General features: G+C 62.3%; 18 protein-coding genes and 1 tRNA gene. 12 read left to right on the forward strand and 7 right to left on the reverse strand.

From position 1 onward, the window contains the following. Positions 1-37: 37 nt before the first annotated feature. From B7H23_RS00905 to xseA, 3 genes are read left to right on the forward strand one after another with little or no spacing between them, the layout of a single operon-like run. The gene (locus tag B7H23_RS00905) at positions 38-1411 is read left to right on the forward strand and encodes a glutamate--cysteine ligase (protein WP_094076788.1); all 1374 of its coding nucleotides are present in this window, start codon (positions 38-40) and stop codon (positions 1409-1411) included. A gap of 57 nt (positions 1412-1468) precedes the next feature. Further along, entirely contained in the window at positions 1469-2407 is a 939-nt protein-coding gene (locus B7H23_RS00910) for a DUF937 domain-containing protein (protein ID WP_094075537.1), read from the forward strand. Positions 2408-2428: 21 nt separating this feature from the next. Next, complete coding sequence (gene xseA / locus B7H23_RS00915) at positions 2429-3925, forward strand: exodeoxyribonuclease VII large subunit (RefSeq protein WP_240534923.1); 1497 nt, start codon at positions 2429-2431, stop codon at positions 3923-3925. 3 nt (positions 3926-3928) lie between these two features. Here xseA and B7H23_RS00920 read toward each other — a convergent pair whose 3' ends face one another. The 4 genes from B7H23_RS00920 to B7H23_RS00935 form a co-directional block, all read right to left on the reverse strand. Next, a complete protein-coding gene (locus B7H23_RS00920; protein WP_094075539.1) occupies positions 3929-7390 on the reverse strand; it encodes an ATP-binding protein in 3462 nt (1153 codons plus the stop codon). A gap of 8 nt (positions 7391-7398) precedes the next feature. After that, positions 7399-8652, reverse strand: coding sequence for a metallophosphoesterase family protein (locus tag B7H23_RS00925; protein WP_094075540.1), 1254 nt, complete (start codon positions 8650-8652; stop codon positions 7399-7401). A gap of 144 nt (positions 8653-8796) precedes the next feature. Further along, positions 8797-8873: transfer RNA gene (locus B7H23_RS00930), tRNA-His, on the reverse strand. A 172-nt stretch (positions 8874-9045) separates the two neighbouring features. Then, entirely contained in the window at positions 9046-9582 is a 537-nt protein-coding gene (locus tag B7H23_RS00935; RefSeq protein ID WP_240534924.1) for a phasin, read from the reverse strand. Between the two features lie 254 nt (positions 9583-9836). Between B7H23_RS00935 and B7H23_RS00940 the strand changes: the two genes are divergently transcribed. The 4 genes from B7H23_RS00940 to B7H23_RS00955 all read left to right on the forward strand — a co-directional run bounded on the left by B7H23_RS00940 (position 9837) and on the right by B7H23_RS00955 (position 18432). After that, the gene (locus B7H23_RS00940) at positions 9837-13337 is read left to right on the forward strand and encodes an ATP-binding protein (RefSeq protein ID WP_158215730.1); all 3501 of its coding nucleotides are present in this window, start codon (positions 9837-9839) and stop codon (positions 13335-13337) included. A gap of 136 nt (positions 13338-13473) precedes the next feature. Next, complete coding sequence (locus B7H23_RS00945) at positions 13474-14523, forward strand: extracellular solute-binding protein (protein WP_094076790.1); 1050 nt, start codon at positions 13474-13476, stop codon at positions 14521-14523. A gap of 85 nt (positions 14524-14608) precedes the next feature. Beyond that, entirely contained in the window at positions 14609-16312 is a 1704-nt protein-coding gene (locus tag B7H23_RS00950) for an ABC transporter permease (RefSeq protein WP_094075542.1), read from the forward strand. Between the two features lie 296 nt (positions 16313-16608). After that, positions 16609-18432, forward strand: a complete 1824-nt coding sequence (locus B7H23_RS00955; RefSeq protein ID WP_094075543.1) for an AsmA family protein — start codon at positions 16609-16611, stop codon at positions 18430-18432. 11 nt (positions 18433-18443) lie between these two features. Here the strand turns inward: B7H23_RS00955 and B7H23_RS00960 are convergent, their stop codons facing one another. After that, a complete protein-coding gene (locus B7H23_RS00960) occupies positions 18444-19889 on the reverse strand; it encodes a helix-turn-helix domain-containing protein (RefSeq protein WP_094075544.1) in 1446 nt (481 codons plus the stop codon). A 270-nt stretch (positions 19890-20159) separates the two neighbouring features. Here B7H23_RS00960 and B7H23_RS00965 point away from each other — a divergent pair, with 270 nt between their 5' ends. Then, on the forward strand, positions 20160-20393 hold the full coding sequence (locus B7H23_RS00965) for an SMc00767 family acetate metabolism repressor (RefSeq protein WP_094075545.1): 234 nt from the start codon (positions 20160-20162) through the stop codon (positions 20391-20393). A gap of 83 nt (positions 20394-20476) precedes the next feature. Here B7H23_RS00965 and B7H23_RS00970 read toward each other — a convergent pair whose 3' ends face one another. Then, on the reverse strand, positions 20477-21271 hold the full coding sequence (locus B7H23_RS00970; protein WP_158215731.1) for a DUF1206 domain-containing protein: 795 nt from the start codon (positions 21269-21271) through the stop codon (positions 20477-20479). A 120-nt stretch (positions 21272-21391) separates the two neighbouring features. Between B7H23_RS00970 and B7H23_RS00975 the strand changes: the two genes are divergently transcribed. Then, positions 21392-22108 (forward strand): DUF1223 domain-containing protein, encoded by a 717-nt coding sequence (locus tag B7H23_RS00975; protein WP_240534925.1) that lies wholly within the window; start codon positions 21392-21394, stop codon positions 22106-22108. On the opposite strand, the gene B7H23_RS00980 is transcribed toward B7H23_RS00975, so the two are convergent. Beyond that, positions 22087-22851 carry a phosphatase PAP2 family protein gene (locus B7H23_RS00980; RefSeq protein WP_094075548.1) on the reverse strand — a complete coding sequence of 255 codons (765 nt, stop codon included), beginning with the start codon at positions 22849-22851 and terminating at the stop codon, positions 22087-22089. The genes B7H23_RS00975 and B7H23_RS00980 overlap by 22 nt on opposite strands. Positions 22852-22940: 89 nt before the next feature. Here B7H23_RS00980 and B7H23_RS00985 point away from each other — a divergent pair, with 89 nt between their 5' ends. From B7H23_RS00985 to B7H23_RS00995, 3 genes are read left to right on the forward strand one after another with little or no spacing between them, the layout of a single operon-like run. Beyond that, a complete protein-coding gene (locus B7H23_RS00985) occupies positions 22941-24380 on the forward strand; it encodes a glutamine synthetase family protein (RefSeq protein ID WP_094075549.1) in 1440 nt (479 codons plus the stop codon). Positions 24381-24390: 10 nt separating this feature from the next. Then, the gene (locus tag B7H23_RS00990; protein ID WP_205319994.1) at positions 24391-24789 is read left to right on the forward strand and encodes a nuclear transport factor 2 family protein; all 399 of its coding nucleotides are present in this window, start codon (positions 24391-24393) and stop codon (positions 24787-24789) included. A gap of 56 nt (positions 24790-24845) precedes the next feature. Next, positions 24846-26138: an NAD(P)/FAD-dependent oxidoreductase gene (locus B7H23_RS00995; RefSeq protein ID WP_094075551.1), complete on the forward strand. Its 1293-nt coding sequence runs from the start codon at positions 24846-24848 to the stop codon at positions 26136-26138. Positions 26139-26269: the final 131 nt, after the last annotated feature.

Consider the following 26269-nt stretch of genomic DNA (forward strand, 5'->3'; position numbering starts at 1 on the left):
GATGGCGTGCCTTCGCGCCGAATGAGACGGAATGACCATGGCACGCGATACCAGCAACGACACGCCCGTCGAGGGCTTTGACGACCTTGTCGACTATCTGGCCCAGGGGTGCCGCCCCCGCGAAGACTGGAAGATCGGAACAGAGCACGAAAAATTCGCCTTTTACGCGGATGGCAACAGCCCCGTGCCCTATGATGGCTCCGCCGGCATCCGCGTTCTTCTGGAAGGCATGCAGGAAAAACTCGGGTGGGAGCCGATCGTCGACGGCAACAAGCTGATCGGCCTTGCATCGCCTATCGGCCAAGGCGCAATCAGCCTCGAACCGGGCGGCCAGTTCGAGCTTTCGGGCGCGCCGCTCGAAACGATCCATCAGACCTGCCGGGAATCGAACGTTCACCTGTCGCAGCTTCGGCAGATCGCCGAGCCGCTCGGCATCGGGTTTCTCGGCATGGGCGCCAGTCCGAAGTGGTCGCTCGAACAGACACCGCTCATGCCGAAGTCGCGCTATGAGATCATGTCCGCCTATATGCCGGAAGTCGGCAGTCAGGGGCGCGATATGATGCGCCGGACCAGCACCATCCAGACCAATCTGGATTTCTCGTCGGAAGCGGATATGCGGCGCAAGATGCAGGTCGGCATGAAGTTGCAGCCGCTTGCGACGGCGCTGTTCGCTTCATCGCCCTTCACCGAAGGCGCGCCGAACGGTCTTCTGTCCTGGCGCGGCGACATCTGGCGCGATGTCGACAACAATCGCGCCGGCATCCTGCCTTTCACCTTCGCCTCCGATTTCGGCTTTGCCGATTATGCTGAGTGGGCGCTCGACGTACCGATGTATTTCGTCCTGCGGGACGGGCGCTACCATCGCGCGACCCATGTCACCTTCCGCCAGTTCATGGATGGCGCACTGCGTGACGAGGTACCGAACCCGGAACCGACGCTGGGCGACTGGATCAATCATCTGTCGACGCTCTTTCCCGATGTGCGGCTGAAGCAGTTTCTCGAAATGCGCGGCGCCGATGGCGGCCCATGGCGGCGGATCTGTGCTCTGCCGGCCTTCTGGGTCGGCCTACTCTACGACCAGGACGCGCTCGACGAGACGGCCGATTGGACCGCGGACTGGACGGTCGATGAAGTGCAGGCCATGCGCGACACCGCGCCGGAAAAGGCTTTGGCGACGCCTTTCCGGGATGGCACCATGCGCGATCTCGGTTATCGCGCGCTGGCCATTGCGCGGGCCGGACTGCAACGACGCGCGAAACTCAATCCGGATGGGTTCGACGAAGCGCATTTCCTGGCGCCGCTGGAGGAGATCGTCGCGCGCGGGACCACGGAAGCGGAAGAAATGCTTCGCGCCTATCACCTTCGCTGGGATCATTCGATCGAGCCTCTATTCGAAGCCTATGCCTATTAGCCTGGACTATCGGTCGCTTTCCGGCCGAAAACCGCTATTGTGACAGGGAGCAGACCAATGAGGCGACCCATGATTCCGATCTTTCCGATGCTGTCATCCATGAATGATGGCGCGCTTCAGAAGCAGTTGTCGGAGCAGTTCGCTCTCAACCAGAAACAGGCCATGAACGTACTGGCCGCCGTCGCGCCGGCCTTCAGCGAAGCGTTGCGACGGCAGACGGCGACGCCCGCCGATACGACGGATTTCATGGCCACCCTCAGTTCCGGCCGGCACGCGCCCTACGGTTTCGACGTCACAAAGGCTTTCGAGCCAAATGCGATCCATCAGGCGCAGAATATTCTCGACCAGCTCTTCCGTTCGGCCGGTTTGATGCGGGCCATCACCGACCAGGTAGCCAATGAAACAGGCGTGCCGCGCGAGGATGTGCAACGCATGCTGCCGGTCATCGCCAGCGCGGTGATGGGCGGCATCACCCGGCAGATGACGGAGTTTTTCGTAACCGCGAGCGATGCCGCGCCCCGTTACTCCAACCCTTACGTTCAGGCGCCGGCCGCTGCTGCGCGGAAACCCGAAAATCAGCGGCAGGAAGAACCGGCCGGGCTGATGGAAGCGATCTACGGGCCCGCCGGTCGTGTCTGGGACGAAATGTGGGCGCCCTTCGTGAACAGCGCAAAGGCGGCGAGCCAGTCGACGCGCGGCACGGGCGGCTTCGGCGATATGATGGAAATGTTTCTTGGACGCCCACGCTCCAACCCGGAAAAGAACCATACGGCGGACGGCATCGGCATGGTGCCGCCCGGCCTGCCGCTCGAGCCGGAGCCTTTTCTGGTCGACGAGGCCGCCGACCCGGATTCGCCGGACGACGACGATCAGGACAAGACGGCCAATGATTTCTTCGGGCCGATGTTCGCCGCGGGCGAAGCCGTCAGCCGTCAGCAGATCGAGGCGATGGAAAAGCTCTTCGATCAGTTCGGCGTCGGCTCCAAGAAGGACTGAGCGTACGAGCGGGAGGCAATCTTGGCCGCCGCCAAGTCCAATGCGGAAGAATTCACCGTCAGCGATCTGTCTTCGGCGCTCAAGCGCGTGGTCGAAGACCGCTTCGGCTATATCCGCGTGCGCGGCGAAATCACCGGCTATCGCGGACCGCATTCCTCCGGCCATGCCTATTTCGGCCTGAAGGACGAGCGTGCCCGGCTGGACGCGGTGGTCTGGCGTAAGGCTTTCCAGCAATTGGCCTTCAAGCCAGAAGAAGGGCTGGAGGTGATCGCCACCGGCAAGCTGACCACCTATCCGGGATCGTCGAAATACCAGATCGTCATCGACCGGATCGAGCCGGCGGGCGAAGGCGCGCTGATGGCGCTCGTGGAGGCGCGGCGCAAGGCACTGGCCGCAGAGGGTCTATTCGACGAAAACCGCAAGAAGGCGCTGCCCTTTCTACCAAAGACGGTGGGCGTCGTGACCTCGCCGACCGGCGCTGTCATCCGGGACATCTGCCATCGGATCGCCGACCGTTTTCCGCTGCATGTCCTGGTCTGGCCGGTGCGCGTTCAGGGCGAGACGAGCGGCGACGAGGTGGCGCGCGCCATTGCCGGCTTCGACGCGTTGCCGGCGGGTGGCGATCTGCCGCGCCCGGACGTGCTGATCGTCGCACGAGGGGGCGGATCGCTGGAAGACCTCTGGGGCTTCAACGATGAAGCAGTGGTTCGCGCGGTCGCCGCCTGCTCGATCCCAGTCATCTCGGCCGTCGGCCACGAAACGGACTGGACGCTGATCGACCACGTCGCCGATCGTCGCGCGCCGACGCCAACCGGCGCTGCGGAGATGGCGGTGCCGGTGCGCGCGGAACTGCAGGCCGCCGTCGCCACATTCGGTGCGCGGCTGGGGTCGGCCCACCGCCGCCTTCTGGATCGTCGCTCCCAGGATTTGCGAAGCCTGGCGCGCGCCCTGCCATCGGTCGACGCGCTGCTTGCCATTCCCCGCCGCCGCCACGACGAGGCCGCCGGGCGGCTGGCGCGGGCCCTGGTCTCCGGCATCGCGCTTCGCCGCAACCGGCTGACGCATTTGACCGAGCGGCTGTCGCCGACAGTGCTGGACCGGCAGCTAAGAAGCGAGCGGCAAAGGCTGACGGTTGCCGACAAACGCCTGGACCCGGCGATCCGGCGGATCCTCGAACGGCGGCGGGAGCGTCTTGTCTCGACGGCGCGGCTGATCGAGGTTCTGTCGCACCAGAACGTTCTTGCGCGCGGCTACGCCGTGGTACGCGACAGCGAGCGGAACGTTCTGACGCGAGCCGGCGACATCTCCGCCGGCATGGCGCTTCATCTCGAGATGGATGGCGGCACCGTTCTCGCAACGGCAAGCGAAGCCGCTCCTGGAGCGAAGGCTGAGCGAAGGCGGGCCGGAAGTGCGAAGACTGCGACATCGACAGGCGGAAAAACCCGAAAGGCGGCGGCCAAGCCGACCAACGAACGGTCGCCTGCGACACCGGTCAACCAGAAGGACCTCTTCGACTGAGGGTTACAACTCGATCAAATCGAGCCCGTCCCCGAGCGTGCGCTGTGCCGTCTCGGCAACCGCTTTGTGGTGGGTAAAGAGGATGGGCTGAACAGCGGGCGCGATTTCGGCGAAGGCCCGCAGTCCCGCTTCGGTTCGGTCATCGTCGAAACTCGCGAAGAGATCATCGCCGATAAAAGGCGGCAGATCGTTGCGCTCCGCCCGTTCCTTCAGCCAGGCAAGGCGTAGCGCCAGGTAGAGCTGGTCGCCCGTCCCCTCCGACAAGGTGCCGGAAACCGGCATCGTTCCGCCATCGGCACGCTGAACGATGAGGATTGGTTTGCCCTCGCTATCGAGATCCTCCGAAAGACCGCTGAACGCGCCGCCCGTCAGGGTCTCAAACAGCCGCCCGGCTTCAGTAAGGGCTGCGTTGGGAACGGATCGCGCATAGTGGTCCATCGCGGCATCCAGCAAGATCGAAGCAGCGCGCAACCGGCCCCATTCGCGTGCCGCATTGGCCATGCGCTCTTCGGCAGCCTGGCGGCGGAAGGCTGCAAGTTCCGAACCCCTCCGCGCGCCAAGCGTCGCTTTTCTCTCCAGAAGCCGGCCCGCCTCCAAGCGATGACGCTCCCGCTCTTCTTCGGCCGTTCCCTTTTCGTCTTCGAGCCGCATCAACTCGTCGCGCGCGCTCGTCTGGTCCATCGCCTCGACCGCCTGCCGCACATCTTCTTCGGGTAGACCGTCGGCGAGATCGGAAAACCGGCGTTGCTGCTCGACCAGCGTCCGGGCTGCCCGTTCACGCTCCCGCAGCCGCTCCGCAACCGCGGGCAGTTCAGCCCCTTCCGGCAGCAGGGCCGCACATGCAGCAAGTGTCGCTTCCGCCTCCTGCCCGCGCGTTTTCGCCCTGGACAGCGCTTCGTCGGCTTCGGCGTATTCGCCGCGCAGATCCGCTACCCGCCTGGCAAGACTGGCGGCCTCTTCGCAACGGTCGCGCAATGTGCCGACGGCGCTATCCAGGGAATCGCCCGCGGCATCTGGCATCAGCCGTTCGATCAATTCCTGTGCCGACCGGCGAAACGCTGCATTCTTGTCGTCGATACCGGCCAGGCGGCGTTCCGTCTCGGCGATCTTGGCACGGGTTTCCGATAGATTGTTGAACCCTTCGAGGATCGCGAAGACTGTCTCGGGCATCACATCGTCCGGCAGGGAAAATCCCGAAAGGTCCGCCTTCAGCGCCGTGCGCATGGCGGCGATTTCGGCGGAAAGGCGCTGATATTCGCTCTCGGCGTGGCCATAGGATTTGCGGCGCTCGTCCATGACGGCGCGCTCGGTCTGCCTTGCCCGATCCTCCTGCGCAAGACCGTCGAGACGACGCGCCACCGCGCGCCATAATATGTCGATGGCAAGCGTATCGGCATCCGGCAGAACGACCGAGGCCGCCAGTTCGAGCAGAGCCGGCCGGTGGCCGTCGGCGCGGTCGATAATTGAATCGGCTTTGTCCTGGCTCGCATTCGCCGCCGCAACGGCATCGCGTAGCGAGCGAAGGCGACCCATCCAGTTCGCCGCCCGCGCCGACGCAGGCGGTTTGACGGAGAGCGTTTCGAACAGCGTCGCCCAATCCTCCTGCCAGCGATCCATCGCCTGCCGCACCGTCTCCAATTTCCGGACGATGTCGTTACGCTGCAAGGCCAGTCTTTCCCGCTCGACCCGTTCCTGCCGCCGGGCAGCCATCGCATCGGCATCGTCGATCAACCGGTCGGCTATTCGATCCGCCGCGGCGACCGCTTTCAGCGCATCCGCCCAATCACCCCTTCCCGCTTGGAGGTGCGCCAGCCCACTATCGCGTTCCATGCGCGCATTTTGCAGGTCCATGCGATCAGGCAACTGCTCCGCTGCATCGCCTTCACCGGCACGGCGCCGCCCTTCCGCCATTGCCGATTCCAGTTCGGCCAATCGCGTTTCGAGGCGGCTCTGATCCGTCGTCAACGCCGTATGACGGCCGAGCGCTTCGTCGATATCGCTGTCGGAGGGCCAGACCAGCCCGATCTTATACGCAAGCGCCTCGACCGGCGGATCAAGCCGGAGCGCAGCTTCGCCGGCTTCGACAATCGCGCGCTGCGCTTCCGCGCGGCGTTCGATCGCCTGGTCCAGCGGCTCGAAAACAAGTGACAGGTCAGCCGCCAATCGCAGCGAGCGCGGTAGATCCGGTAAGGCCTTCGCGTCTTCGGTATTGTCTTCGCGCCTCATGCGTTCGGCCAGTTCCGCCATCTCGTCGAAGCGGCTCTGGCGGCTAGCGAGAAGACGCTGCAGGCGCAATGCCTGTTGGTTCAGATGGCTTCGTTCGGCAATAGACGGCAGCGCCAACCCTCCACCGTCAGCTTTCGGATCGAGTTCGCGCCACCAACGTGCCTCCTCGGCCTTTTGGGTCGTCAGACGCTCCGTGAGTTTCGGCGTATGTTCCTGCCACTCCCTGAACGCACCGAGATTTTCCGCCAATTCCTTGACCGCAGGCATCGCTGCAACGAGAGCCTGATCCGGCGCATAACGTTCCAATTGTTCGGTAAGGCGGGTCCGCCGCGTCTCCGCATCCGCCAGTGCCCGGCTGGCCGCGTCCTGTTCCGCGAGTGCCGCGTCGATCCGGTCGGCTAGGCCATCGGGAAGGTCGGCCAGATCGTCGAAAACCGCAAGATCGCGCCGGGCCTCGTCGAGATGTCGAAGTGCCGGTCGGAGAGCGATCCGCCGGCTCAGGTCGCGGTGGCGCTGATCAAGCTGCGCCAGCTTCTGGCGGGTTTCGTCCTGTGCGACCGCATTGTCCCGGATCGCTGCTTCGTTATCGCGCCATTCTCTGGCGCTGAGAACGATGTCGGTGTCGCGCTCGTCATTGCGCGCCGCATCGCGTTCGGCGCGCGCCAGGGCGAACTGGCTCTTTTGAGAGCGCGGCTTGAAGATATCGTCCGCTTCTTCGTTAATTCTCAGCTGCAGCCGGCGCAGCCCGACCAGGCCGGAGGACGCGGCAAGGAGGCTGCAGCCAAGATCGGCGTCGGTCTCGCCAGCCAGAACGGCACCGCCCTGCCGAAGCGTTTCGGCGTCCAGCCCGTGTTCCCGGATAAACCGCTCGCGGTCCAGCCCACCCAGAAAGGCATCCAGCGCATCGTCCGGCAGGGTCTCGCCCGTATCCGGATCACTGAGCGCGGCCTTGTTGGCCTTGCGGCGGACAAAGGCGAGCGTCGCGCCGTCCTTGCGCAGCAATTCACCGCCCAGGCGCAGTTCCGGGAGCCGGAAACGGAAATCGACAGGCCGATGGCGCGCTTTGCCCGTATAACGCTGAGGAAAATCGAAAAGGAGGTCGCCAATGGATTGCAGGACCGTGGACTTGCCGGCCTCGTTCGGCCCGTAGATCAGATGAACCTTGGCATCCGACCGGAAGCCAATGCGCCGATCTGCGAAATGCCCGTAGGCGATCAGGTCCAGATAGCGAATATGCATGGCCGGACCTACTGCTCTTCGGCGCGCGCGAGCAAAGTGGCGCGGCCTTCGGCAAGAATGGCATCGATCTCGCCTTCGAACTGTTCCGATCCGCCCGTCATATGACGGCCGATCTGTGCCATCGTTTCGGTGATCTTCTCCTGCACGGCGGGATCTGTCGCAGCCTCCGACAGGAGTGTTTTCAGATCGAAATCGCCGGCAGCAAGAATGTTCGCGGCTCGGGCGTCCGCCTCTTCAGTCCTGACGGGAGCAGTGCGCAGAACCACTTTCTCGATGCGAATATCGTCACGCCGGCGGTCCGCCGCAGCCTGGGCTTCCGCCATCCGTTTCTCGTGACCGATTGCGATCAACGCATCATGGATCGATCCCTCGCCGCCGATCACGATCCGGGCCGCGTGAAGGGTCTCGACGCCCGGTTCGACAACGGTTGCGAACTGATCGCTCAACCCATCCCACAATTCCTGCATTTCGTTCAGACCCTCAATGTCGACGCCGATCTGCAGAAACTGCCCGCTATCGACAATGAGGCGCTCCGGCGGGCCTGCGATGTGGCCGTCTTCCACCATGACGAGAACAGCGCCCTTCGGCCCCTGTTCGCGGATCGAACGGCCCTGAAGATTGCCGGGATAGACGATCATCGGATCGCTGTGACGGACCATTTCGAATTCATGGCTGTGGCCCAGAGCCCAGTAGTCGTAACCACGCGCGACAAGATCGGCGGGTGTGCAGGGCGCGTAACTGCCATGACCCTGCCGACCATCGAGAGAAGTATGAAGAAGGCCGATATTGAACCAGCCCTCTTTCGGTACCGGATAACGGCTTGCCAGATTGTCCGGACAGGCCCGGTCCGCAAAGCCCTGCCCGTGGATCGCGACGCGTAGATGCTCCAACGCGACCGTCTCCGGCGCGTCGGTCGAAAGCTCCCTTACATTGTCCGGCAAGGTGATTTCGCGCCGCACGACGCTGCGCGCGTCGTGGTTGCCGCGCAGCATGAAGACCGGAATGCCGGCTCGTGCCAATCGCGCCATCTGGGCAGCGAAATCCAGCCCGGTGGACAGATCCTGCCATTCACCATCATAGATATCGCCAGCCAGCAACAAAAAGGCGGCTTCCGCCTCGATCGTCCGGTCGACAAGCCTGCTGAGCGCGGTACGGGTCGCCTGGGCGAAATGCCGCGCGGTCGCTTCGTCACGAATCGCCAGACCGTGAAATCGGGTACCAAGATGCAGATCGGCGGCGTGGACGAAGCAGAATTGGGACAAGGCTGACCTATCGGGCGAATCGGTGGATCAGAGTGCCATGGTAACTGCTGCAGGCGAAAGGCGAGCGCCGATCCCATGCACATGAGAATGGGCCAGGTTGCAACGCTCGGCCGTCAGGCGGCCAGATCAGTGGGAAAAGGGAAATGGTACGGTCGGGTGGAGTTGAACCACCGACCTCAGGAGCCACAATCCTGCGCTCTAACCAACTGAGCTACGACCGCACATTGCCGGGCGGCGAATGCGTCCAGCGAAGGCTCCATACAGGCGAGAGCCGCGCCTTTCAAGGGCTAAGATTTGCTGTGGGCCGCCAATTATCGGCAACTCAAAAACAAACCGCCATGCCGGTCAGGCATGGCGGTTTCAACCGTTCGTGAACGGATAGCGTTTCGGCGCTTAGCGCGACATGCCGTCAACGGCCTTCGTGAAGGCTTCACGCGCGGGCTTGGACACTTCTTCCACGGCGCCGGACGTTACGTTCTGCATTTCCTTGGCCTGAGCGATATTCATCTCGGCCTGCTGCCGCAGAAAAGCCGTCTGGATTTCAAGAAACTCGCTGATCGACTTAACACCCATCAGCCGCTCGACGTGATCGAACGCGGCCTGCGACTGCTGGCGGGCATTCTCGATGCTCTTCTTCGACACAGTCTGAACAGCCGAACGAACGGTCTCGACCGATTCTTCGAGCGCCTTGTGGTTCTCTTCAGCCTGGGACTTGAACTTGGCGTAGGCTTCCTGGGTCTGCGCCATGCCCTTCTCGGCAAAGCTGCGGAACTGCTCGGATACGGCGTCCGAATTGAAGTTGGCCATGGCAGCCGTCGCGGCGTCGTTCACCTGCTTTGCTGCGGTCTCGACCGTCTTCTTGGCTGCTTCGGGAGCGTCATTCGCGGTCGCGTCGTTGATCGAACCGGTTTTCGTTGTTGCACGAGCCATGAGATAATTCTCCTTCCTCTACAATTGCCGACGCACCGTTCTTGGAAAACGGAGTGTCGGCCGGCTTGTTCCTGCTACGGTTAAATATAGGCATTATTTTTTGCGTTGCAACATTTATTTTGCAGTGCATCATTTTGAGCTGTTAACCGTGGCTTCGTACGGTCGGTGTTAGCCGGTTTACGTGACGATCGTGCTTTGATTAATTAATGAAGTGTAAACTGGGCCACACGCGCGCCGCCCAAGCAGGACCATTCATGCGCCTATACCCCTTTATCGATATCGCGGTGCTTCCGCAGGTGCGCGAGAGTTTCTCCAAGGGTGAGGCTCTGGCGGTCCTGAGCGAAGACGCCGCCGAGATATTGTGGATCAACGGCCCGGGCGCCGCATTTTTCGGTTCCGATGCGATCGAGGACTGGATCGGCGAAGCGACGCCATTGCAAGCTCAGGCCCGGCGGCAGGTGCGGGCGGCGGGCAGCGGCCCTTTGCCGCGCCCGCTTCTGCTGCGCATGGACCGCAGCGTAACGCAGCGCCAAGTGGCCATCAAAGCGAGTCGTATTGACCTGCCGGATGGAAGCCGCGGCATTCTGGTCATCGCACCGGGCACGGGAGAAGAAAACGCACTGTCCGGCTTCTCGGACGACAAGACGGTTGCGGCTCTTCTCAATGAGACCGGTGCGCGCATTGTCGGCGACCCGCGACTGGACGAGATCGACCCCTCGCCGGAAGACCTCTTGGTCATGCGCAACCGACTGGACCGGGAAGGCGCAGCTTCCGTCAAGCGGCGTATCCAGACCGGACAGGGCCTGGTACCGGCCGCACTTGGCGATCTGGGTGGCGAGCCGAAGCGGTTCATCCTCTTCATGTTTCTGGAACCGGCATCCAACGCTGCACCTGTCGCCGTAGCTTCGGAGGACGCGCAGCCGGCAACGCTGCGTTTTCTTTGGGAAACCGATTCTGACGGTCGCTTTGCGATCGTCTCCGAGCCCTTCAAACGTGTCGTCGGGTCGACCGCAGCCGTCGAGGACCGTCTTTTCCAGGACGTCATGACCCGCCTCGGTCTCGACCCGCAGGGCCGTTTGTCATCCCTGATGCAACGGCAGGAAACCTGGTCGGGTCAGACAGTCCTCTGGCCGATCGCCAAGACGTCGGATGCTGTTCCGACCGATCTGGCGGCTCTGCCGCTCTTCGACCGCGAGCGCCGTTTTCTCGGTTATCGCGGCTATGGGGTCGCACATCTGTTGCAAATCGCGCCCGATCCCGAACGGCGCGGAATGGGCTTTGGCGATGCTTGGCCAGACCAGAGCGAACCGCCTGTTGCAACCGGAAAGGACGATGGCGTCAGTGTCGAGAGCGGGGCCGGGGCCGGGACGACGCCCGTGGCGAATGTCCTGTTCGAGCCTCCGGCCCTCACCCCGTCGCTCTTGAGACGACGAAGCGATCGACCGGATAACAACCGGACGCGAAAGGCATTGACCGACGCGGAAACGCTGGCCTTCCAGACGATCGGCGCGCGTTTGCGCGAAGAGAGCGATCCTGAACCTGAAGCATCGGACGCCGAAGGCATCCAAACGGAAACTGGGGACGCTGAGCCAGATACATCTTTCGCCGATCCGCGAGAGTCGGTGCAGGAACCGGACGCTCATGCCCTGTCGCCGGATGCGCGAGCCGCAGAATTTGTCGAGGAAGAATCCACTCCTGACAAAGTTTTGCCGGCTGGTGGTGACGAGACCGAGCTCAATGACGAGATCGCCCGCCTCGCGATAGAGGCGATGGGCTGGCAACGCAGCAACAAAGCCGATCCGGCTTTGATAGCTAGGCTTGCCGCGCTTTCCGACCGCAATCCAACGAATGACGGGAAGCCGCGCCCGGCCGATGAGATAGCCGATAGCGAAGCGATCGGGGGCGGGACCAGCGAAACGACAGCGGAGGTCGGAGGCGACTCTCCGGTCGATGACACGCAAGATGAAAGCGGGGCGCATCCTGTTTCCATCGAGAACGGGGTGGCCGATCTCGTCACCGATGAACCTGACGCCAGCAGCGACTTGGACGACGCGGGGGCCGAGCCCGATCGATCGTCTGTTTTTGCGCAAGCCGACGAGGTCGATCCTATCGGTCGAGGTCCCGAAACCGATAAGAGCGATGAAACCGTTCCTGATGCCGCGATAGAGGTCAAAGAACCCGAAAATGCGGCTCAGCTCGATATTGAGGCGGCTGCCGCGCCCCTACCGCGCAGCACGCATCTGACACCATCGGCGCTGGCCTTTCTCCCGGTGCCGTCGCTGGTGCTCGATCGTGGTCGGATCGCCTATGCTTCGCGCGCGCTGCTCGACCTCACCGGCTATCCGGACGTGGCGGCGATGGAGACGGCCGGCGGCTTTGCCGAACTGTTCGGCGAACCCGAGACAGACGGAAATGAACGCCCTGACGGCCCACCGCTGCGCATCGTCAAGGCGAACGGCGCCATTGCCGCGATCCATGCGCAGATGCAGGCCATCGGGTGGAATGGCGCCAGCGCGCTTCTCTTCGCGTTTACCCCTGTGGGACCGCAGCCGCAAACAGATCGCCAGGACACCACCGACCGGACCAATCGTCTGACCGAGGACGAGGCCGCAAGGCGCGCCGAGGAGATCGCCGAGCCGTTGCGACGGCATGTCGATGAACTGTCCGCCATCTTGGATACGGCGACCGATGGCGTTATCATCCTGACGCCGGAAGGCGATATCCGCTCGATCAACCGGTCCGGCGAAGCATTATTCGGCGACGATGCCGATGCGCTGCGGAACCGGCCCTTCCGCCAGCTCTTCGCCTATGAAAGTCGCCTGACCATCGACAGCTACCTCGCTTCGCTGCGCGAAAGCGAAATGGCAAGCGTGCTCAACGATGGCCGCGAAGTCATCGGCAAAGAAAAGGGCGGCGGCTTCATTCCGCTGTTTATCACCCTCGGCAAACTGCCGTTCGACAGCGGCTATTGCGTGGTCCTTCGCGACATTACACCATGGAAACGCGTGGAAAACGAACTGCGCGAGGCGCGCCGCGCGGCCGAAGACGCATCCGCCCAGAAAACGGAGTTCCTCGCGCGGGTCAGCCATGAAGTTCGCACCCCGCTGAATGCGATCATCGGCTTTTCCGAACTGATGATTTCGGAGCGGTTCGGCCCGGTCGGCAATCCCCGCTACCGCGACTATCTGCGCGACATCCAGAAATCGGGCACACACGTTCTGGATCTGGTGAACGACCTCCTGGACATTTCCAAGATCGAAGGCGGCCATCAGGAGATGGAATATGAAGCGCTCGGCCTGAACGAGGTGGTCGCTGAAGCCGTCGCCATGTTGCAGCCGCAGGCCAATGCCGAGCGAGTGATCATCCGCACCTCGATGCATTCGGGCCTGCCCGATGTGGTGGCCGATCCGCGGTCCGTCAAACAGGTGGCGATCAACCTCTTGACCAATGCGGTCAAATTCACCGCCGCCGGCGGGCAGGTCATCGTTTCGACTGGCCGGAACCGGGACGGGTCGGTGACCTTGCGGTTTCGCGATAGCGGTATCGGGATGAGCGAAGACGACATTTCGCAGGCACTGAAACCGTTCAAACAGATCAGCACGCTGCGCCGCAGCCGACGCGACGGGACCGGCCTTGGTCTTCCGCTGACCAAGGCGCTGGTCGAAGCCAACAAGGCGCGGTTTTCGATCGAGAGCGAGCCGAATATCGGAACGCTGATCGAAGTGACGTTCCCGTCCGGCCGTGTCCTGAACTGATCTTGCTTCCAAAACTGGAATCGTTCCAGCCAACCGATCTTATCCTTGACCGTGAGCGTCGACTTTAAGAGAAGGCGTCATGGCTTCACGCCTTGAAGCCTTGGAAAGACATCTTCTCGCTGTCACGGAGTTTCAAATGATCGCATACGCCGCGAGGCTGGCCGCAGCCGCTACGCTCGTGTTTTCTTCCGGCCTGCTGGCCCCTGCCCAGGCCGCAGATGACACAACGGTCAATATTTACAGCTATCGGCAGCCGGACCTCATCAAGCCCGTGCTCGACGCCTTTACCAAGGAAACGGGCATCGAAACGCAGGTTCTGTTCATCAATAAGGGTTTGGAAGAGCGTGTGCAGGCCGAAGGTGAAAACTCACCTGTTGATCTCATCCTGTCGACCGACATTTCGCGGTTGGTCAACGCCAAGGATATGGGCATCACCCAGCCGGTCGAGAGTGAAGAACTCGCCAGCGCCATCCCCGCCGAATATCGCGACGAAGAGGGCAACTGGTTCGGCCTGACCCGTAGGGGCCGCGTCATCTACGCCAGCAAGGAGCGCGTTGACACAGATGAAATGGACTATGCCGATCTGGCCGATGAGGCCAATCGCGGACGCATATGCATTCGCGACGGCCAGCATTCCTACAATCTGGGTCTCTTCGGCAGCCTGATTGCCCGCTGGGGCGAGGAAAAGACCGAAGAATGGATGGAAGGGCTGCGCGACAATCTGGCCCGCCGGCCGGACGGCAACGACCGCGCGCAGGCTCAGGGCATCTATTCGGGCGAATGCGATCTGGCGCTCGGCAACACCTACTATGTCGGCTTGATGCAGACCAACGAGAAGGAGCCGGAACAGCAAGAGTGGGCCAAGGCCATCAAGGTCATCTTCCCGACCATTGGCGAGTACGGCACGCATGTGAACATTTCCGGCATGGCGCTGGCCAAGCATGCGCCCAACGCCGAAGCAGCCAAGAAGCTGATGACATTCCTGGCTTCGGACGAAGCGCAGCGGATCTATGCAGGTCAGGTGTTCGAATATCCGGTCAAGGACAGTGTGCCGGCGTCCGACATCGTCAAGGGCTTCGGCGAACTCGACGCGGACGACCTACCGCTTTCCGACGTGGCTTCGCATCGCCGCGCCGCATCGGAAATGGTGGACCGTGTCGGTCTCAACCAGGGACCGACAAACTGATCGGCTGCGATCACACTTTCGATAAAGGACGCATCGGCTGGATATCCCGGCCGGTGCGTTCACGCATGTTTCCGGTGCCGGTCTGATGGAAGCATTTCTTTCCGAATGGCGTCTACGCATCCAGCCGCGGCGGGCTCAAACCGTCCGGATCAGGAGCAAGGGTCCGCTTTTCACCGTCGGCGTGATCGCCGCTCTGGCGCTTCTGCCGATCCTAACCGTTCTGGGCATCGCCGTCTTTGGCCAGACAGACGCGGCGCAATGGCGTCATCTGACCCAGGCCGTCCTGCCGAACGCCTTCGGCACGACGTTGTGGCTGCTCCTTCTCGTCGGGATCGGCACGACCCTTATCGGCGTCGGCACGGCATGGCTGATCGCCACGTTCGAATTTCCGGGTCGGCGCCTGCTGGCGTGGATGCTGGTTCTCCCCATCGCGGTGCCGCCCTATCTGGCAGCCTACGCCTTTGCCGAATTTCTCGCCTATACCGGCCCGGTCCAGGGTGCGTTGCGTGCAGTCTTCGGCTGGCAGAGCGCTCGAGATTACTGGTTTCCCGACATCCGCTCCACCGCCGGCGCGGCGCTGGTCATGGTCGTGGTTCTCTACCCCTACCTCTACCTCGCGGCGCGGGTGATCTTTCTGATGCAGGGGCGCAATATCGCCGATGTGGCGCGCACGCTCGGCGCCAGTACGGCCAAAGTGTTCGGCCGTGTCATGCTGCCGACCGCGCGCCCAGCCATTGTTGCTGGCCTCGCTTTGGTGATGATGGAGACGCTGAACGATATCGGCGCGGTGGAGCATCTGGGCGTGCGAACGCTCACCTTCGCCATTTACGATACGTGGCTGTCGCGCGGCAGTCTGGCCGGCGCGGCGCAGTTGGCCGCCGTGATGATGATGATCGTCTTTTCGCTCGTCCTAGCCGAGAACTGGGCACGGCGTCGCCAGATCTTCCACGGTAGCCGCGCCACGCAGATGATGAGCCGGCCCGTGCGCCAGAACCTGCCCACCGGACCGAGGCTGATGGCGAGCGGCTTGTGCGCCCTGCCCGTTCTCCTCGGCTTCGGCATTCCGCTCGCGGTGCTCGCCCGCTACGCGCTGCACCGGCCGGAGCAATTCACCAGCCCCGCCATGATGGAGGCGTTGGGCAATTCGATGGTTCTAGGGGCGGCGGTGGCGGCGATCACCGTCATGCTGGCTTTCGTTATGCTGGCCGCCAGTCGGCTGGAGCATTCGCGCCTGCTCGGATCGCTCTCCCGGCTAGCCACGCTCGGATACGCCATGCCAGGCACGATTCTTGGGCTAGGCCTGCTCTTTGCCCTGACGACATTCGACAATTCGCTCGATCGTTTTCTTCGCGCCAATTTCAGCCTTTCGACCGGCCTGCTGCTGTCGGGATCGGCCATCGCCGTCGGCTATGCCTGCACGGCGCGCTTTCTGGCGCTGGCCGACGCCAATCTGCGCGCCGGCCTGCACAAATTGCCGCCCCATATCGACCATGCCGCCCGCTCGCTTGGCGCCGGCGCCGGACGCTCCCTTTTCCGAGTGCTGCTTCCCCTTTTGAAACCTGCGCTCGGAACGGCCTATATTCTCGTTTTCGTCGATACGGTGAAGGAACTGTCTGCGACAATCCTGTTGCGGCCATTCGGCTTCAATACGCTTGCGACGCATGTTTACGAAAATGCGTCGCGCGGCGCCGTGGAGGATGGCGCGGCGGCGGCTCTTCTCATTCTCGTCCTCGCCATGATCCCGGTGCTGCTTCTTTCGTACGCGCTGCGACAGGACCGCCCCGTCTAGAAGCCGGGCGCAAACAAAAAAAGGCCCCAGCCTTGATGGCCGGGGCAAATATGTGCGAACCAAACCTTCAGAGAGCCTGAAAACTGTTTTCAGGGGGTAGATATACGCCTCTGAACGATGGGCATCTTCGGTTCATACATACTAACGAAACCTTGCCCGTACATCTCAAAATTTACCATTGGCTAGGAAGTGTGATCTTAAGGTAAATTTGCGCGAAGGACTTTCTTAACCATAGCAGGTGGCGGCTTCTTCCGGTCCGTCCTCGTTGAAAACCCGATCCGTTAGCGTCAGACCTCATGAAACGTCGCCTCCGCACCGCTGGTATCGTCGCAGCCTCCATCGCGCTTGCAGCCGCCATCTTGCTGCCAGCGCTTTCCTATGTCGGCTCGCAACTGGTGCTGCGCGAACGCATCGTATCGTCTCTGTCGCGATGGACCGGTCAGCCCGTACGGATCGGACGCGATCTTTCGATTGCCTATTTTCCCCGCCTGTCGGCAGAGGTGAGCGATCTGAGGATCGGCCGGGCAATGGCGGACGGCCAGGCGCCGCTTCGGGTGCGCCAGGCAAGCCTCCAGCTATCACTGATCGACGCTCTTTTCGGCGAGGCCAATCTGTCCTCCGTGGTTCTGATCGGCCCGGAACTGCGCATTCCATCTGCCGATACCGCAGACCAGGGACCGGCCATTCTCGACAATATCGTGCGCCGCTGGATCGGGACGAAGGCCGCACCAGCTCCGCGCGGTCCGGGCTATCTGGAGCTTCGCGATGGACGAGTCGTATCCGCCTCCGGCGATAGCCCACCCATTGCCATAAACATCGAAGGGCGATTGGCCGGGCTCGATGCGGACAGGTCGCTTCGCTTCGAGGGCGGGGCGAACTGGCGTTCGCTACCCATCAGCGGATCTCTGCAGATCGAACGCCTTCGGGACCTGGCGAAGATTCAGCCGACCGCCGTTACCGCAAGCGTCCGCTCGCCGCTCGGCTCGTTTGCCTTCGAAGGGATGTTCGACCCGCGCCACCGCAACTGGATGCGCGCGCTGGCCGGCGATTTCAGCTTCTCGTCCAATCGCCTGGCGCAGTTCGGTCGGGCGGTGGGTCTTAGGTTGCCGGTCTCACTGCCCCGGTCTCTCTCGATGGCCGGAATAATCGAGCAGGAAGACAGTCGGGCGAATCTGACGCTGCAGACCATCACCCTCGGCGATCATAGCGGGACCGGAACCGTTGGGTTCACGCCGCGGCGACGGAATTCTCCCGCAGCGCTATCGGCGACACTCGGATTTCAAACGCTCGATCTCATGTCCGTCATCAACCGCGTCGACGCCCCCATTATCGAACGCCGAGGCCGTCCCCGCGCCGGCGATACGGGCCGGACGGCGGGACGTGTCGACAATCTGGTCTCTATCGATTTGCGGCTATCCGCCAGTGAGGCGAATTATGGCGCGGTTCAACTTGCCAATCTGGCTGTAAGCGGACGGTTCGGCGAGGGCAGGAGCGCGCTCGACATCAACAACGCACAATTGCTCGATGGAAGGCTTCAGGGGAACTGGCGGCGGGAACGCGAACCGAACGGAACGAAAAGCCGGCTCGAACTGCATTTCGCCGGCGTTTCCGGCTCGCGACTTTCCAAGCATCTTGGCCTACCCGGCGCCCTGCCAACGGGCATCGCTCATATCGATCTGGACCTGGCCGGCCCGTCCTCCCTCAACCGGCTGCTGCTTAGGGGCGAAGGAACGTTCAAGGCGCGATTCGAAACCGGCGAGATTCAGGGGCTCGATCTGGCTCCGCTTATCGAGGAAGAACTCGGGGGCGGTTTCTTCAGCCTGTCGCGCCTTGCCGGAAGCGACCTCGACTACGATGAAGCACGCTTCGAGGGTTCGGTCAGGAGCGGCATCGCTCAACTCGATGACGGTCTCATCCGGACAGGCCGATACCGGATCGAACTGAAGGGGCGCGTTCCCTATAGCAGTGGAAGTCTGGCGCTATCGGGGCGACTTCTGGCCACACCCGCTCCCGGCCTGACCGGCGCGCTGCCGGACGACGCCGTGCCGCGCGTGCTGACCCGGTTCTTTGTTGGCGGTTCCTTTACCAACCCCTTTATCAACGCCACTCCAAACCAGTGATCTTTTCTCCATCACCGAAAATCGAAGGCAGACAGGCCCGTGACCATCTCGTCCAGGCCGAGCGGCCGCGTAATCGGCGGTTCCGCACGAGCAAGACAAGCCTGGCGTTCGCATAGCCGGCAGGCCGGGCCGATCGGCGTTGCGGGAACGAACGCTTCCTTGGTGCCGCCCGCCTCCACGCCCGGCAGACCATCGCCATAGACGATCTCGTCCTTCTGATTGAGATCGCAGCCAAGAAGGATCGCTGTGCGACGAGGACGCTCGGAGAACGAGCCTTGCGGTCCTTCAAGCGTGCGGCTGACCGTCAGGAATGCCGCACTGTCCGGCATCTCCACCGCCTCGACGAACAATTGTCCGGGCTGGGTAAAGGCCGCGTGGATAGCCAGTTTCGGGCAATGACCGCCAAAACGCTGCTGGGGAAAGCCGGTCGCACCCGCCCGGCGGAAGCGATTTCCGGCATTGTCGATTTCCAGCATGAAGAACGGCACACCTTCCATCCCGTCGCGGCGCAGGGTTGTCAGCCGGTTTGCCACCTGCTCGAAACTGACGGAGAACCGGCTGCGCAACACATCGATGTCGTAACGGACCCGGCGCGCGGCCGTGTGAAACCGCTCATAGGGCATTATCAGCGCATGAGCTGCGTAACGCGCCAGTTCGAACCGGGCGATCCGCCGCGCCTCTTCCGTAGACAGCGGCAGCGCTTCGATCTGTTCGGCGATAGGCCGCGCCAAGGCGATCATCGCGGCTTCCATCGCGACTTCACGCAACTGATCGAAGGGCGACAGCCGCTCGGAGATGAACAGGCGCTGGCTGTGGCGGTCGAAGCGGCGGCGCCAGAGCGGCATGGTCGAGACGGGAAGCACGCGGACGGACAGCCCCTGCTCGGCGCGGAACCACTCCTTCAGGGCGGGCAGCAGCGCATCGCCAGGGGACAGGGTGTCGTAAAAGGCTTCGGCAGCCGCCTCGATGGCCGGGAAATGGTTCGGCCGGGCCTCGAGCAGTTCGCGCACCTCATCTATCGGCATACGCTTGCCGGCGACGGCTGTAACCCGGCCCTCCTTGGCCAGAATGGAGGACAGATCGGACAACCTCTCGCCCTGCTCGACATAGGCCCGATGCAGTTTGACGATGGATGCGGCGACATTCGGCGCAGCTTCGGCCACTTCCAGCAATTCGGTCTCGCTCGGTACGTCGTCGGCGAGAAGCGGATCGGAGAAGACCTGCCGGATCTCGCCGACCGTGGCGTCGGATTCCCCCTGCAACTGCTCCGGATCGACCCGGAAGACCGAGGTCAGCTTCAATATGATCTGAACGGTCAGCGGCCGCTGATTGCGCTCGATCAGGTTGAGATAGGATGGCGAGATGCCCAGCCGTTCGGCCATCGCGGTCTGGGTCAGTTTCTCCGCGTGACGAATACGGCGAATGCGCGGGCCGGCGAAAATCTTACGGTCAGCCATGTGTTTTCCGAAACGGTGAGAGGGAGCAGTTTCCTGGGTAAAAGTTTTTACAAAATTACAGAGACCGACTGCGTCAAGCAAGACAGCTTGACCCTTTCTTCTTAAAGCCTTTCTTCATTTTCGCTCGAAAAGCGGTAGGTTTTCCGTTTAGAGGCGTTCTGCTCTTTACAATCGATGACAGGACGCGATGGTCGACGATGGTTCGCTTGCCAAGCCCGATGTGCGGGGCTATCGAGCCGGAACGCTAACAGATCGCATGGAGACGCGACGATGAAACCACCCGTCAAGGAACGCGCCGAAGAACAGTCTTCCGCCATGGATGGCGATCAGCAGGCTGCCATTCGCATGGTCGCGAACGACCTTCACCGCCTCAACCAGAGCGTCATGAAGGCCGTGGATGCCGGCGTTTCGGTGGAACTCGTCCGCTCTGCCCGCCATCATGGCGGCGAAGGCAATTGGGGCGACCTTCTGGTGCCGGTCATCATCGCCCAGAAGGCTGGCTGACCGACGAATATAGACACCGCCAAAAAAAAGAGGCCCGGCGCGCATCGGCGGCCGGGCCTTTTCTCGTTTATGCGCTGCATCCATCAGCCCGGTGCATCGGCGTCCTCGACATTGATCTTGCGCCAGATCGCCTCGGCAAAGGAGTAGGCTGCAAAACAGATCAGTCCGACCCCGATAACCCCCATTAGCAAAGCACCAGCCGGTAGATCGGCGATGAAGCGCAGGGCATCGGCCAAGCCGACATCGGTATCGCCACCGCCGCTGACGGCGCGCCAGGCAAAGAGGTAGGAGATAATGAGGAAGATGATACCGCGGGCCGTCAAACCGGTTCGCGAAACGGGGTCGACGATCCATTTCGCCTCTTCGCTCGGGCTCATATATTTCATGTAGCGGCGCTTATAGGCCTTCACCAGATGGGCAATGGCAACGCCCAGGAACACGATAGCCAAAACCGCCGAAGCCAGCGTCGATCCGATGAAGTTCGACATGGTTTGCGCAAGACCGCCGCCACCGCCATCGTCGCTTGAGCCGCTCCGCCAGAGCGAGAAGGTGTAGGCCGCCAGTGCGGCGTAGGTAAAACAGGAAGCCAGCAAGCCGCCTCGGATCGCGAGCCCCTTCGGCTTCAAGCCATGGTCGTCCGTATCGAAGATCGATTGAATGAAACGCCAGACGGCATAGGCCACGAGCCCGATCATCAATGCGATGGCGACCAGCGTTCCGAACCCGCTGCCGCCCAGCAGCTTCTGCAGCGCGTCCTTGGAGCTGAGGATTTCACCACCGCCGATCGCAAAATAGGCGGCGAAGATGCCGATCACGAGAAACACCAGGCCTCGCGCGGCATAGCCCGTGCGCGCAAACGGTCGAAAAACTCGTTCCATGGCCTTGCGATCCATCGGTTTGCATCTCCTTCGCCAATTCATTGATCTGGCAATAAGCTGTAATATTGCGGAAGGTTCCTTCGATAAGGGGTTATGCATATAGGACGGAGGACGTCGCCGATGAGAATTCTTTTTGGACTGCTGGCGGCTCTATGCCTTGCAACGCCGGCGCTGGCGCAATCCCGACCCGTTACCGTCGTCGAACTCTTCACAAGCCAGGGCTGCAATTCCTGTCCGCCGGCTGACGCGTATCTGGAAGATCTTGCCGAACTCGATGACGTTCTGGCTCTCGGCTATCATGTCGATTACTGGGATCGCCTCGGCTGGAAGGATACGCTTGGCGATCCGGCCTTCACCGCGCGGCAATATGGTTATGCCGAGACATTACAGCGTCGCGGCGTCTATACGCCGCAAGCCGTGATCGACGGCAGGCAGCATCTTGTCGGTTCCAACCGCCCGGCCATCGAGACAGCGCTTGCGCAGAAGGCGACCCGGGAAGCGCCGATGCTTTCGCTCGATACTGGGGATGGTAGCACCATTTCCATCTCGCTATCGGGAGCCGATGGGTCCGACCCTTCCCTACACCTGACGATCGTGCGTTATATCGAAGAGGCGGCGGTTCCCATCGAACGCGGCGAGAATGCCGGAAAGACGATCGCTTACGTCAACGCGGTTCGGTCCGTGAAAGCCATGCCGTTACCGGATGGCAATGCAACCCTGAACGTGCCTCGCCTCCAGAAGGGCGAAGGGTTGGCCGTTCTTCTGCAGGCCTACAGTCCCAAGGGCGCGCCAGGGCCTATCCTTGCCGCCGCGCGTTACGAGGCTGTGGACGACTGACCTTCGCCATTGTCGGCTCTGGCCCGGTCCGTATCGCGCCAGCGTTGCAGAAGGGTCATCACGACCCAGCAAAAACACGCCCAGAACGTCCCGATTGCCCAACCGGCCAGAACGTCAGACGGCCAGTGGACGCCGAGATAGACGCGTGTAACGCCGATCAGCAACGCGTAGATCACCGCCATGACGAAGATGTAGACGCGACCGCGTGGATTGTCGGTCAGGCGGATCAGCATGACGGCGAGCGTCAGCACCACGCAGGTGGTGATCGTTGCGTGGCCGGATGGAAAGCTCTTGGTATGGATCACGTCGAGCTGCGTTACCAGATCGGGACGCGGGCGGCTGTAGAACAGCTTCAGGCTGGTCGACAGCGCCATGCCGCCAAGAATGCCGATGGAGACGAACAGCGCCGCGCCCCATCGCCGTTCGATCGCCAGGAAACCGAGCACGGTGATCACGAGCAACGTGACCACGGGAATGCCGCCCAACGCCGTGAATTCGATGGCCGATTCGCGGACCCAGGGCGGCCCGATCGTCTGTTCCGGATCGCCCGCATGGCGGAAGAAAAGCAGGACAGCCTGGTCCAGTCGCTCGGTTTCGCCTTCATCGACCTCGTCGGCAATGGCGAGAAAAACGAAAAGCGCAGCAGACGCAATGGCCGCCACGATCATCGAGGCAAGGGAAAGCGGGCTGCTCCGCAATTCGTTCAGGAGAGCGCGAGCCGTTCTTCTAATCGTTCGATTCATTCAAAGCCTGTCCATCGCATTGCGCCACTTCTCTCCGGCACCAATCAAATCTATACCGGACACGCAACAGTGGTAGTGGCGGAACAGAGATGACAACCCATAAGGAGCCGCCAGCAGCCGGCGCCAACGAGAAATGCGACGATGACGATCTGCAGCTTGCAATCCAGTCGCTGCGCGGCGTACCCGGCTGGACGGAAGCTTCGGCCTGGCTACAGGCGCGCGGGATCGAGGACATCGAATGCATCACGCCGGACCTCGCAGGGGTAACGCGCGGCAAGATGATGCCGAGCTCCAAATTCACGTCGAACACCGCCCTCTCGCTGCCCTCATCGCTGTTTCGGCAGACAATCTCCGGCGAATATCCCGACGAGACAGGCGAGTTCCGCTACGACCCGAACGATGGCGACCTGAAACTGCGCCCGGACCTTTCCACGCTCTGCGTCGTACCATGGGAAAGCGACCCGACCGCACAGATCATTTGCGACATTGTCGATACGACTGGCGAACCCGTCCGCTACACGCCGCGCAATGTGTTGAAGCGGGTCGTCCAGGCCTATTCCGACGATGGCTTTCGCCCTGTCGTTGCCCCGGAGATCGAGTTCTATCTCGTCGCCCAGAATATCGATCCCGACGATCCGCTGAAACCGCCGAAGGGCCGGTCCGGCCGGCCCATTCAGGGCGGGCAGTCCTACTCTATCGCCGGCATCAACGAGTTCGACGATCTGGTCGACGATATCTACCATTTCTCCGAAGCGCAGGGGCTGGAGATCGATACGCTCATCCATGAGGAAGGGCCGGCGCAGATGGAGATCAATCTGCGCCATGGCGATCCGCTGGAACTGGCCGATCAGGTGTTTCTGTTCAAACGGACTATTCGCGAAGCGGCGATGAAGCACGGCATCTACGCCACCTTCATGGCCAAGCCGATGGAAGGGCTGCCCGGCAGTGCCATGCATATCCACCAGAGCGTGGTTGATAGCGAGACCGGCGCCAACATTTTCACGGCAGAGAATGGCGAGCCGTCACCGCTGTTCTTCCATTATGTCGGCGGGATGCAGCGCTACGTCCCGCGCGCGCTCGTCACCATGGCGCCCTACGTCAATTCCTATCGGCGGCTCGCGCCGGACATGGCCTGCCCGCTCAACAACAAATGGGGCTACGACAACCGCACCACGGCCTTCCGCGTGCCGGCGTCCGAGCCGCAGGCGCGGCGCGTGGAGAACCGCCTGCCCTCCTCCGACGCCAATCCCTATCTGGCGCTGGCCTCCTCGTTGGCCGCGGGTCTTCTTGGCATCCGCAACGAAATCGAGCCGGACGAGCCGACGCAGGAATCGGTTAATGAGGGCGCGATCGAACTGCCGCGCAGCCTGCTCGACGCGGTGGCGCTCTTCGAAGGCGAGGGCGATTTTCGCGAGGTTCTCGGTCGCGAATTCATCACCAATTATTGCGGCGTCAAACGCGGCGAATTCGAAACCTTCATGCAGGTCATCAGCCCGTGGGAACGGGAATATCTGCTGCTGAATGTCTGAAAGCCGGCTCATGACGACCGACTCGGACCACATCGTCCACCGCGCGGATATCGATGCGCTGTTCGATACCTATCGCAACGGGTTCGATGATTTCGATGCCGAAGCCATCGCCGACTGTTTTACCTTCCCGGTGACGATCTGGCAGTTCGGCAAGGGCAATATTTTTCAGGACGCGGACGATCTTCTGGATAATATCGAGGCGCTTCTCGACGTTCTTGGCAAGGAAGAGATCGCGTCGAGCGACTTTGCAATCCACGCCTGCGAAATGGTCGGCGCAACCGCCTTCGTCAGTGTCGAATGGGTGCAAAGCCGCGCCGATGGCGAAGAGGCGTGGCGCTTTGCCTGCCATTACACGCTTATTCTGGATAGCGACGACGTTCCTGCCATTGCGATGATCGTCAACGCCTGAGGCGACGATAAGTGCTGCCACTTGTGCCGCGCAACGGCGGCGGCTAATGGCGCGCGATGAACTATCGCAGCCCCATCTCTCCCGGCCTGTCCTGGTATGAAGCCAGCCTTACCGACCGCCCGACCTACCCTTCGGCGGACGGCGATATCCGCGCGGACATCGCAATTATCGGCGGTGGCTATACCGGCCTGGCTGCCGCGCTGCGACTTGCCGAACAGGGTGTCGATGTCGTCCTGATCGATGCGCATCGCTTTGGCGATGGGGCGTCAGGCAGGAATGGCGGGCAGATCGGCACCGGCCAAAGAGCGTGGCCGACCGAACTGGAGGACGACCTCGGCCTTGACCGCTCGCGCGCGCTGTTCCGCATCGCCGAGGACGCCAAGACCGAACTGCTGGCGCTTCCCGCCAAACATGGATTCGACGTTGGCTACAGGCCAGGTCAGATCAGCGCCGTTCACAAGAAGCGCTGGATTGCCGGCTACCGCAACCATGCCACGGCAATGGCGGAGCGCTACGATTATCCGCATATCGCCTATCTGGACCGGCCCGAGACCGCAGCGGCCATCGGATCGAAGCGTTATCATGCCGCGATACGCGATGCCGGTACCGGACATATCCATCCGCTCAAGCTTGTGGTCGGGTTGGCTGGCGCGGCCCGAAAGGCCGGGGCGAAGCTCTATGAAAACACGCCGGCGCTCGGCATCGATCCTGCCGGTGGGCGCGTGAAAATTACGACCGAACGCGGCATCATCCATGCCGATCGCTGCCTGGTGGCGACGAATGCCCATGGCGATGCGTTCGAGGCCGAGCCCGTCTCGCCGCGCCATATCATGCCGATCCGCTCCTTCATCGGCGCCACCGCGCCGCTGCCCGCGAACGACGATATTCTGCCGGGGGGCGAAGCGGTCGACGACAGTCGGTTCATGGTGCGCTATTTTCGCAAGACGCCCGACAACCGGCTGATGTTCGGCGGGCGCGAGGCCTATAGCGCGAAGACCCCGAACGATATTGCCGGCCATATCCGAGCGCAGATCGCGGAAATCTTTCCCGCCCTCTCCGAAGCCGACATCGACTATGTCTGGGGCGGTTCCGTCGGTATCACATTGCCGCGCCTGCCCTTCGTGCGGACGATCATGCCGGGCGTTACGTCGATCGGCGGTTTCTCTGGCCATGGCGTCATGATGGCGACCCATACGGGCCGCCTTTGGGCCGATTCGGTCACCGGCCGTCGCGACGATCTGAACCTTCTACGCGATCTCGACATTCCGCCATTTCCCGGCGGCACCGCGCTGCGCAAGCCACTGCTGTTTCTTGCCATGACCTGGTATGCGATGCTGGACAGGCTCTGATCGGGTCGGGGTGGCCGAACGGGTTCGCCGCGCCTTCCAACGGCAGAAAAATCGACCGTGCATGGCAGCCGCGCAAGAAGGCTCATTGCCCTTCTAAATCGATTTATATAAACAGTCCCCATCGACGTTGG

The organism is Notoacmeibacter marinus (genome assembly GCF_002238045.1).
GTDB lineage: Bacteria > Pseudomonadota > Alphaproteobacteria > Rhizobiales > Rhizobiaceae > Notoacmeibacter > Notoacmeibacter marinus.

Bases quoted from the DNA above. Each gene is read 5' to 3' on its own strand.
- B7H23_RS00955 (WP_094075543.1), top strand. From the start codon at position 16,609: ATGAAACGTCGCCTCCGCACCGCTGGTATCGTCGCAGCCTCCATCGCG.
- B7H23_RS00935 (WP_240534924.1), bottom strand. From the start codon at position 9,582: ATGGCTCGTGCAACAACGAAAACCGGTTCGATCAACGACGCGACCGCG.
- B7H23_RS00965 (WP_094075545.1), top strand. From the start codon at position 20,160: ATGAAACCACCCGTCAAGGAACGCGCCGAAGAACAGTCTTCCGCCATG.
- B7H23_RS00905 (WP_094076788.1), top strand. From the start codon at position 38: ATGGCACGCGATACCAGCAACGACACGCCCGTCGAGGGCTTTGACGAC.
- B7H23_RS00910 (WP_094075537.1), top strand. From the start codon at position 1,469: ATGAGGCGACCCATGATTCCGATCTTTCCGATGCTGTCATCCATGAAT.
- B7H23_RS00940 (WP_158215730.1), top strand. From the start codon at position 9,837: ATGCGCCTATACCCCTTTATCGATATCGCGGTGCTTCCGCAGGTGCGC.
- B7H23_RS00980 (WP_094075548.1), bottom strand. From the start codon at position 22,851: ATGAATCGAACGATTAGAAGAACGGCTCGCGCTCTCCTGAACGAATTG.
- B7H23_RS00945 (WP_094076790.1), top strand. From the start codon at position 13,474: ATGATCGCATACGCCGCGAGGCTGGCCGCAGCCGCTACGCTCGTGTTT.
- B7H23_RS00990 (WP_205319994.1), top strand. From the start codon at position 24,391: ATGACGACCGACTCGGACCACATCGTCCACCGCGCGGATATCGATGCG.
- B7H23_RS00995 (WP_094075551.1), top strand. From the start codon at position 24,846: ATGAACTATCGCAGCCCCATCTCTCCCGGCCTGTCCTGGTATGAAGCC.
- B7H23_RS00970 (WP_158215731.1), bottom strand. From the start codon at position 21,271: ATGGAACGAGTTTTTCGACCGTTTGCGCGCACGGGCTATGCCGCGCGA.
- B7H23_RS00975 (WP_240534925.1), top strand. From the start codon at position 21,392: ATGAGAATTCTTTTTGGACTGCTGGCGGCTCTATGCCTTGCAACGCCG.
- B7H23_RS00960 (WP_094075544.1), bottom strand. From the start codon at position 19,889: ATGGCTGACCGTAAGATTTTCGCCGGCCCGCGCATTCGCCGTATTCGT.
- B7H23_RS00920 (WP_094075539.1), bottom strand. From the start codon at position 7,390: ATGCATATTCGCTATCTGGACCTGATCGCCTACGGGCATTTCGCAGAT.
- B7H23_RS00950 (WP_094075542.1), top strand. From the start codon at position 14,609: ATGGAAGCATTTCTTTCCGAATGGCGTCTACGCATCCAGCCGCGGCGG.
- B7H23_RS00985 (WP_094075549.1), top strand. From the start codon at position 22,941: ATGACAACCCATAAGGAGCCGCCAGCAGCCGGCGCCAACGAGAAATGC.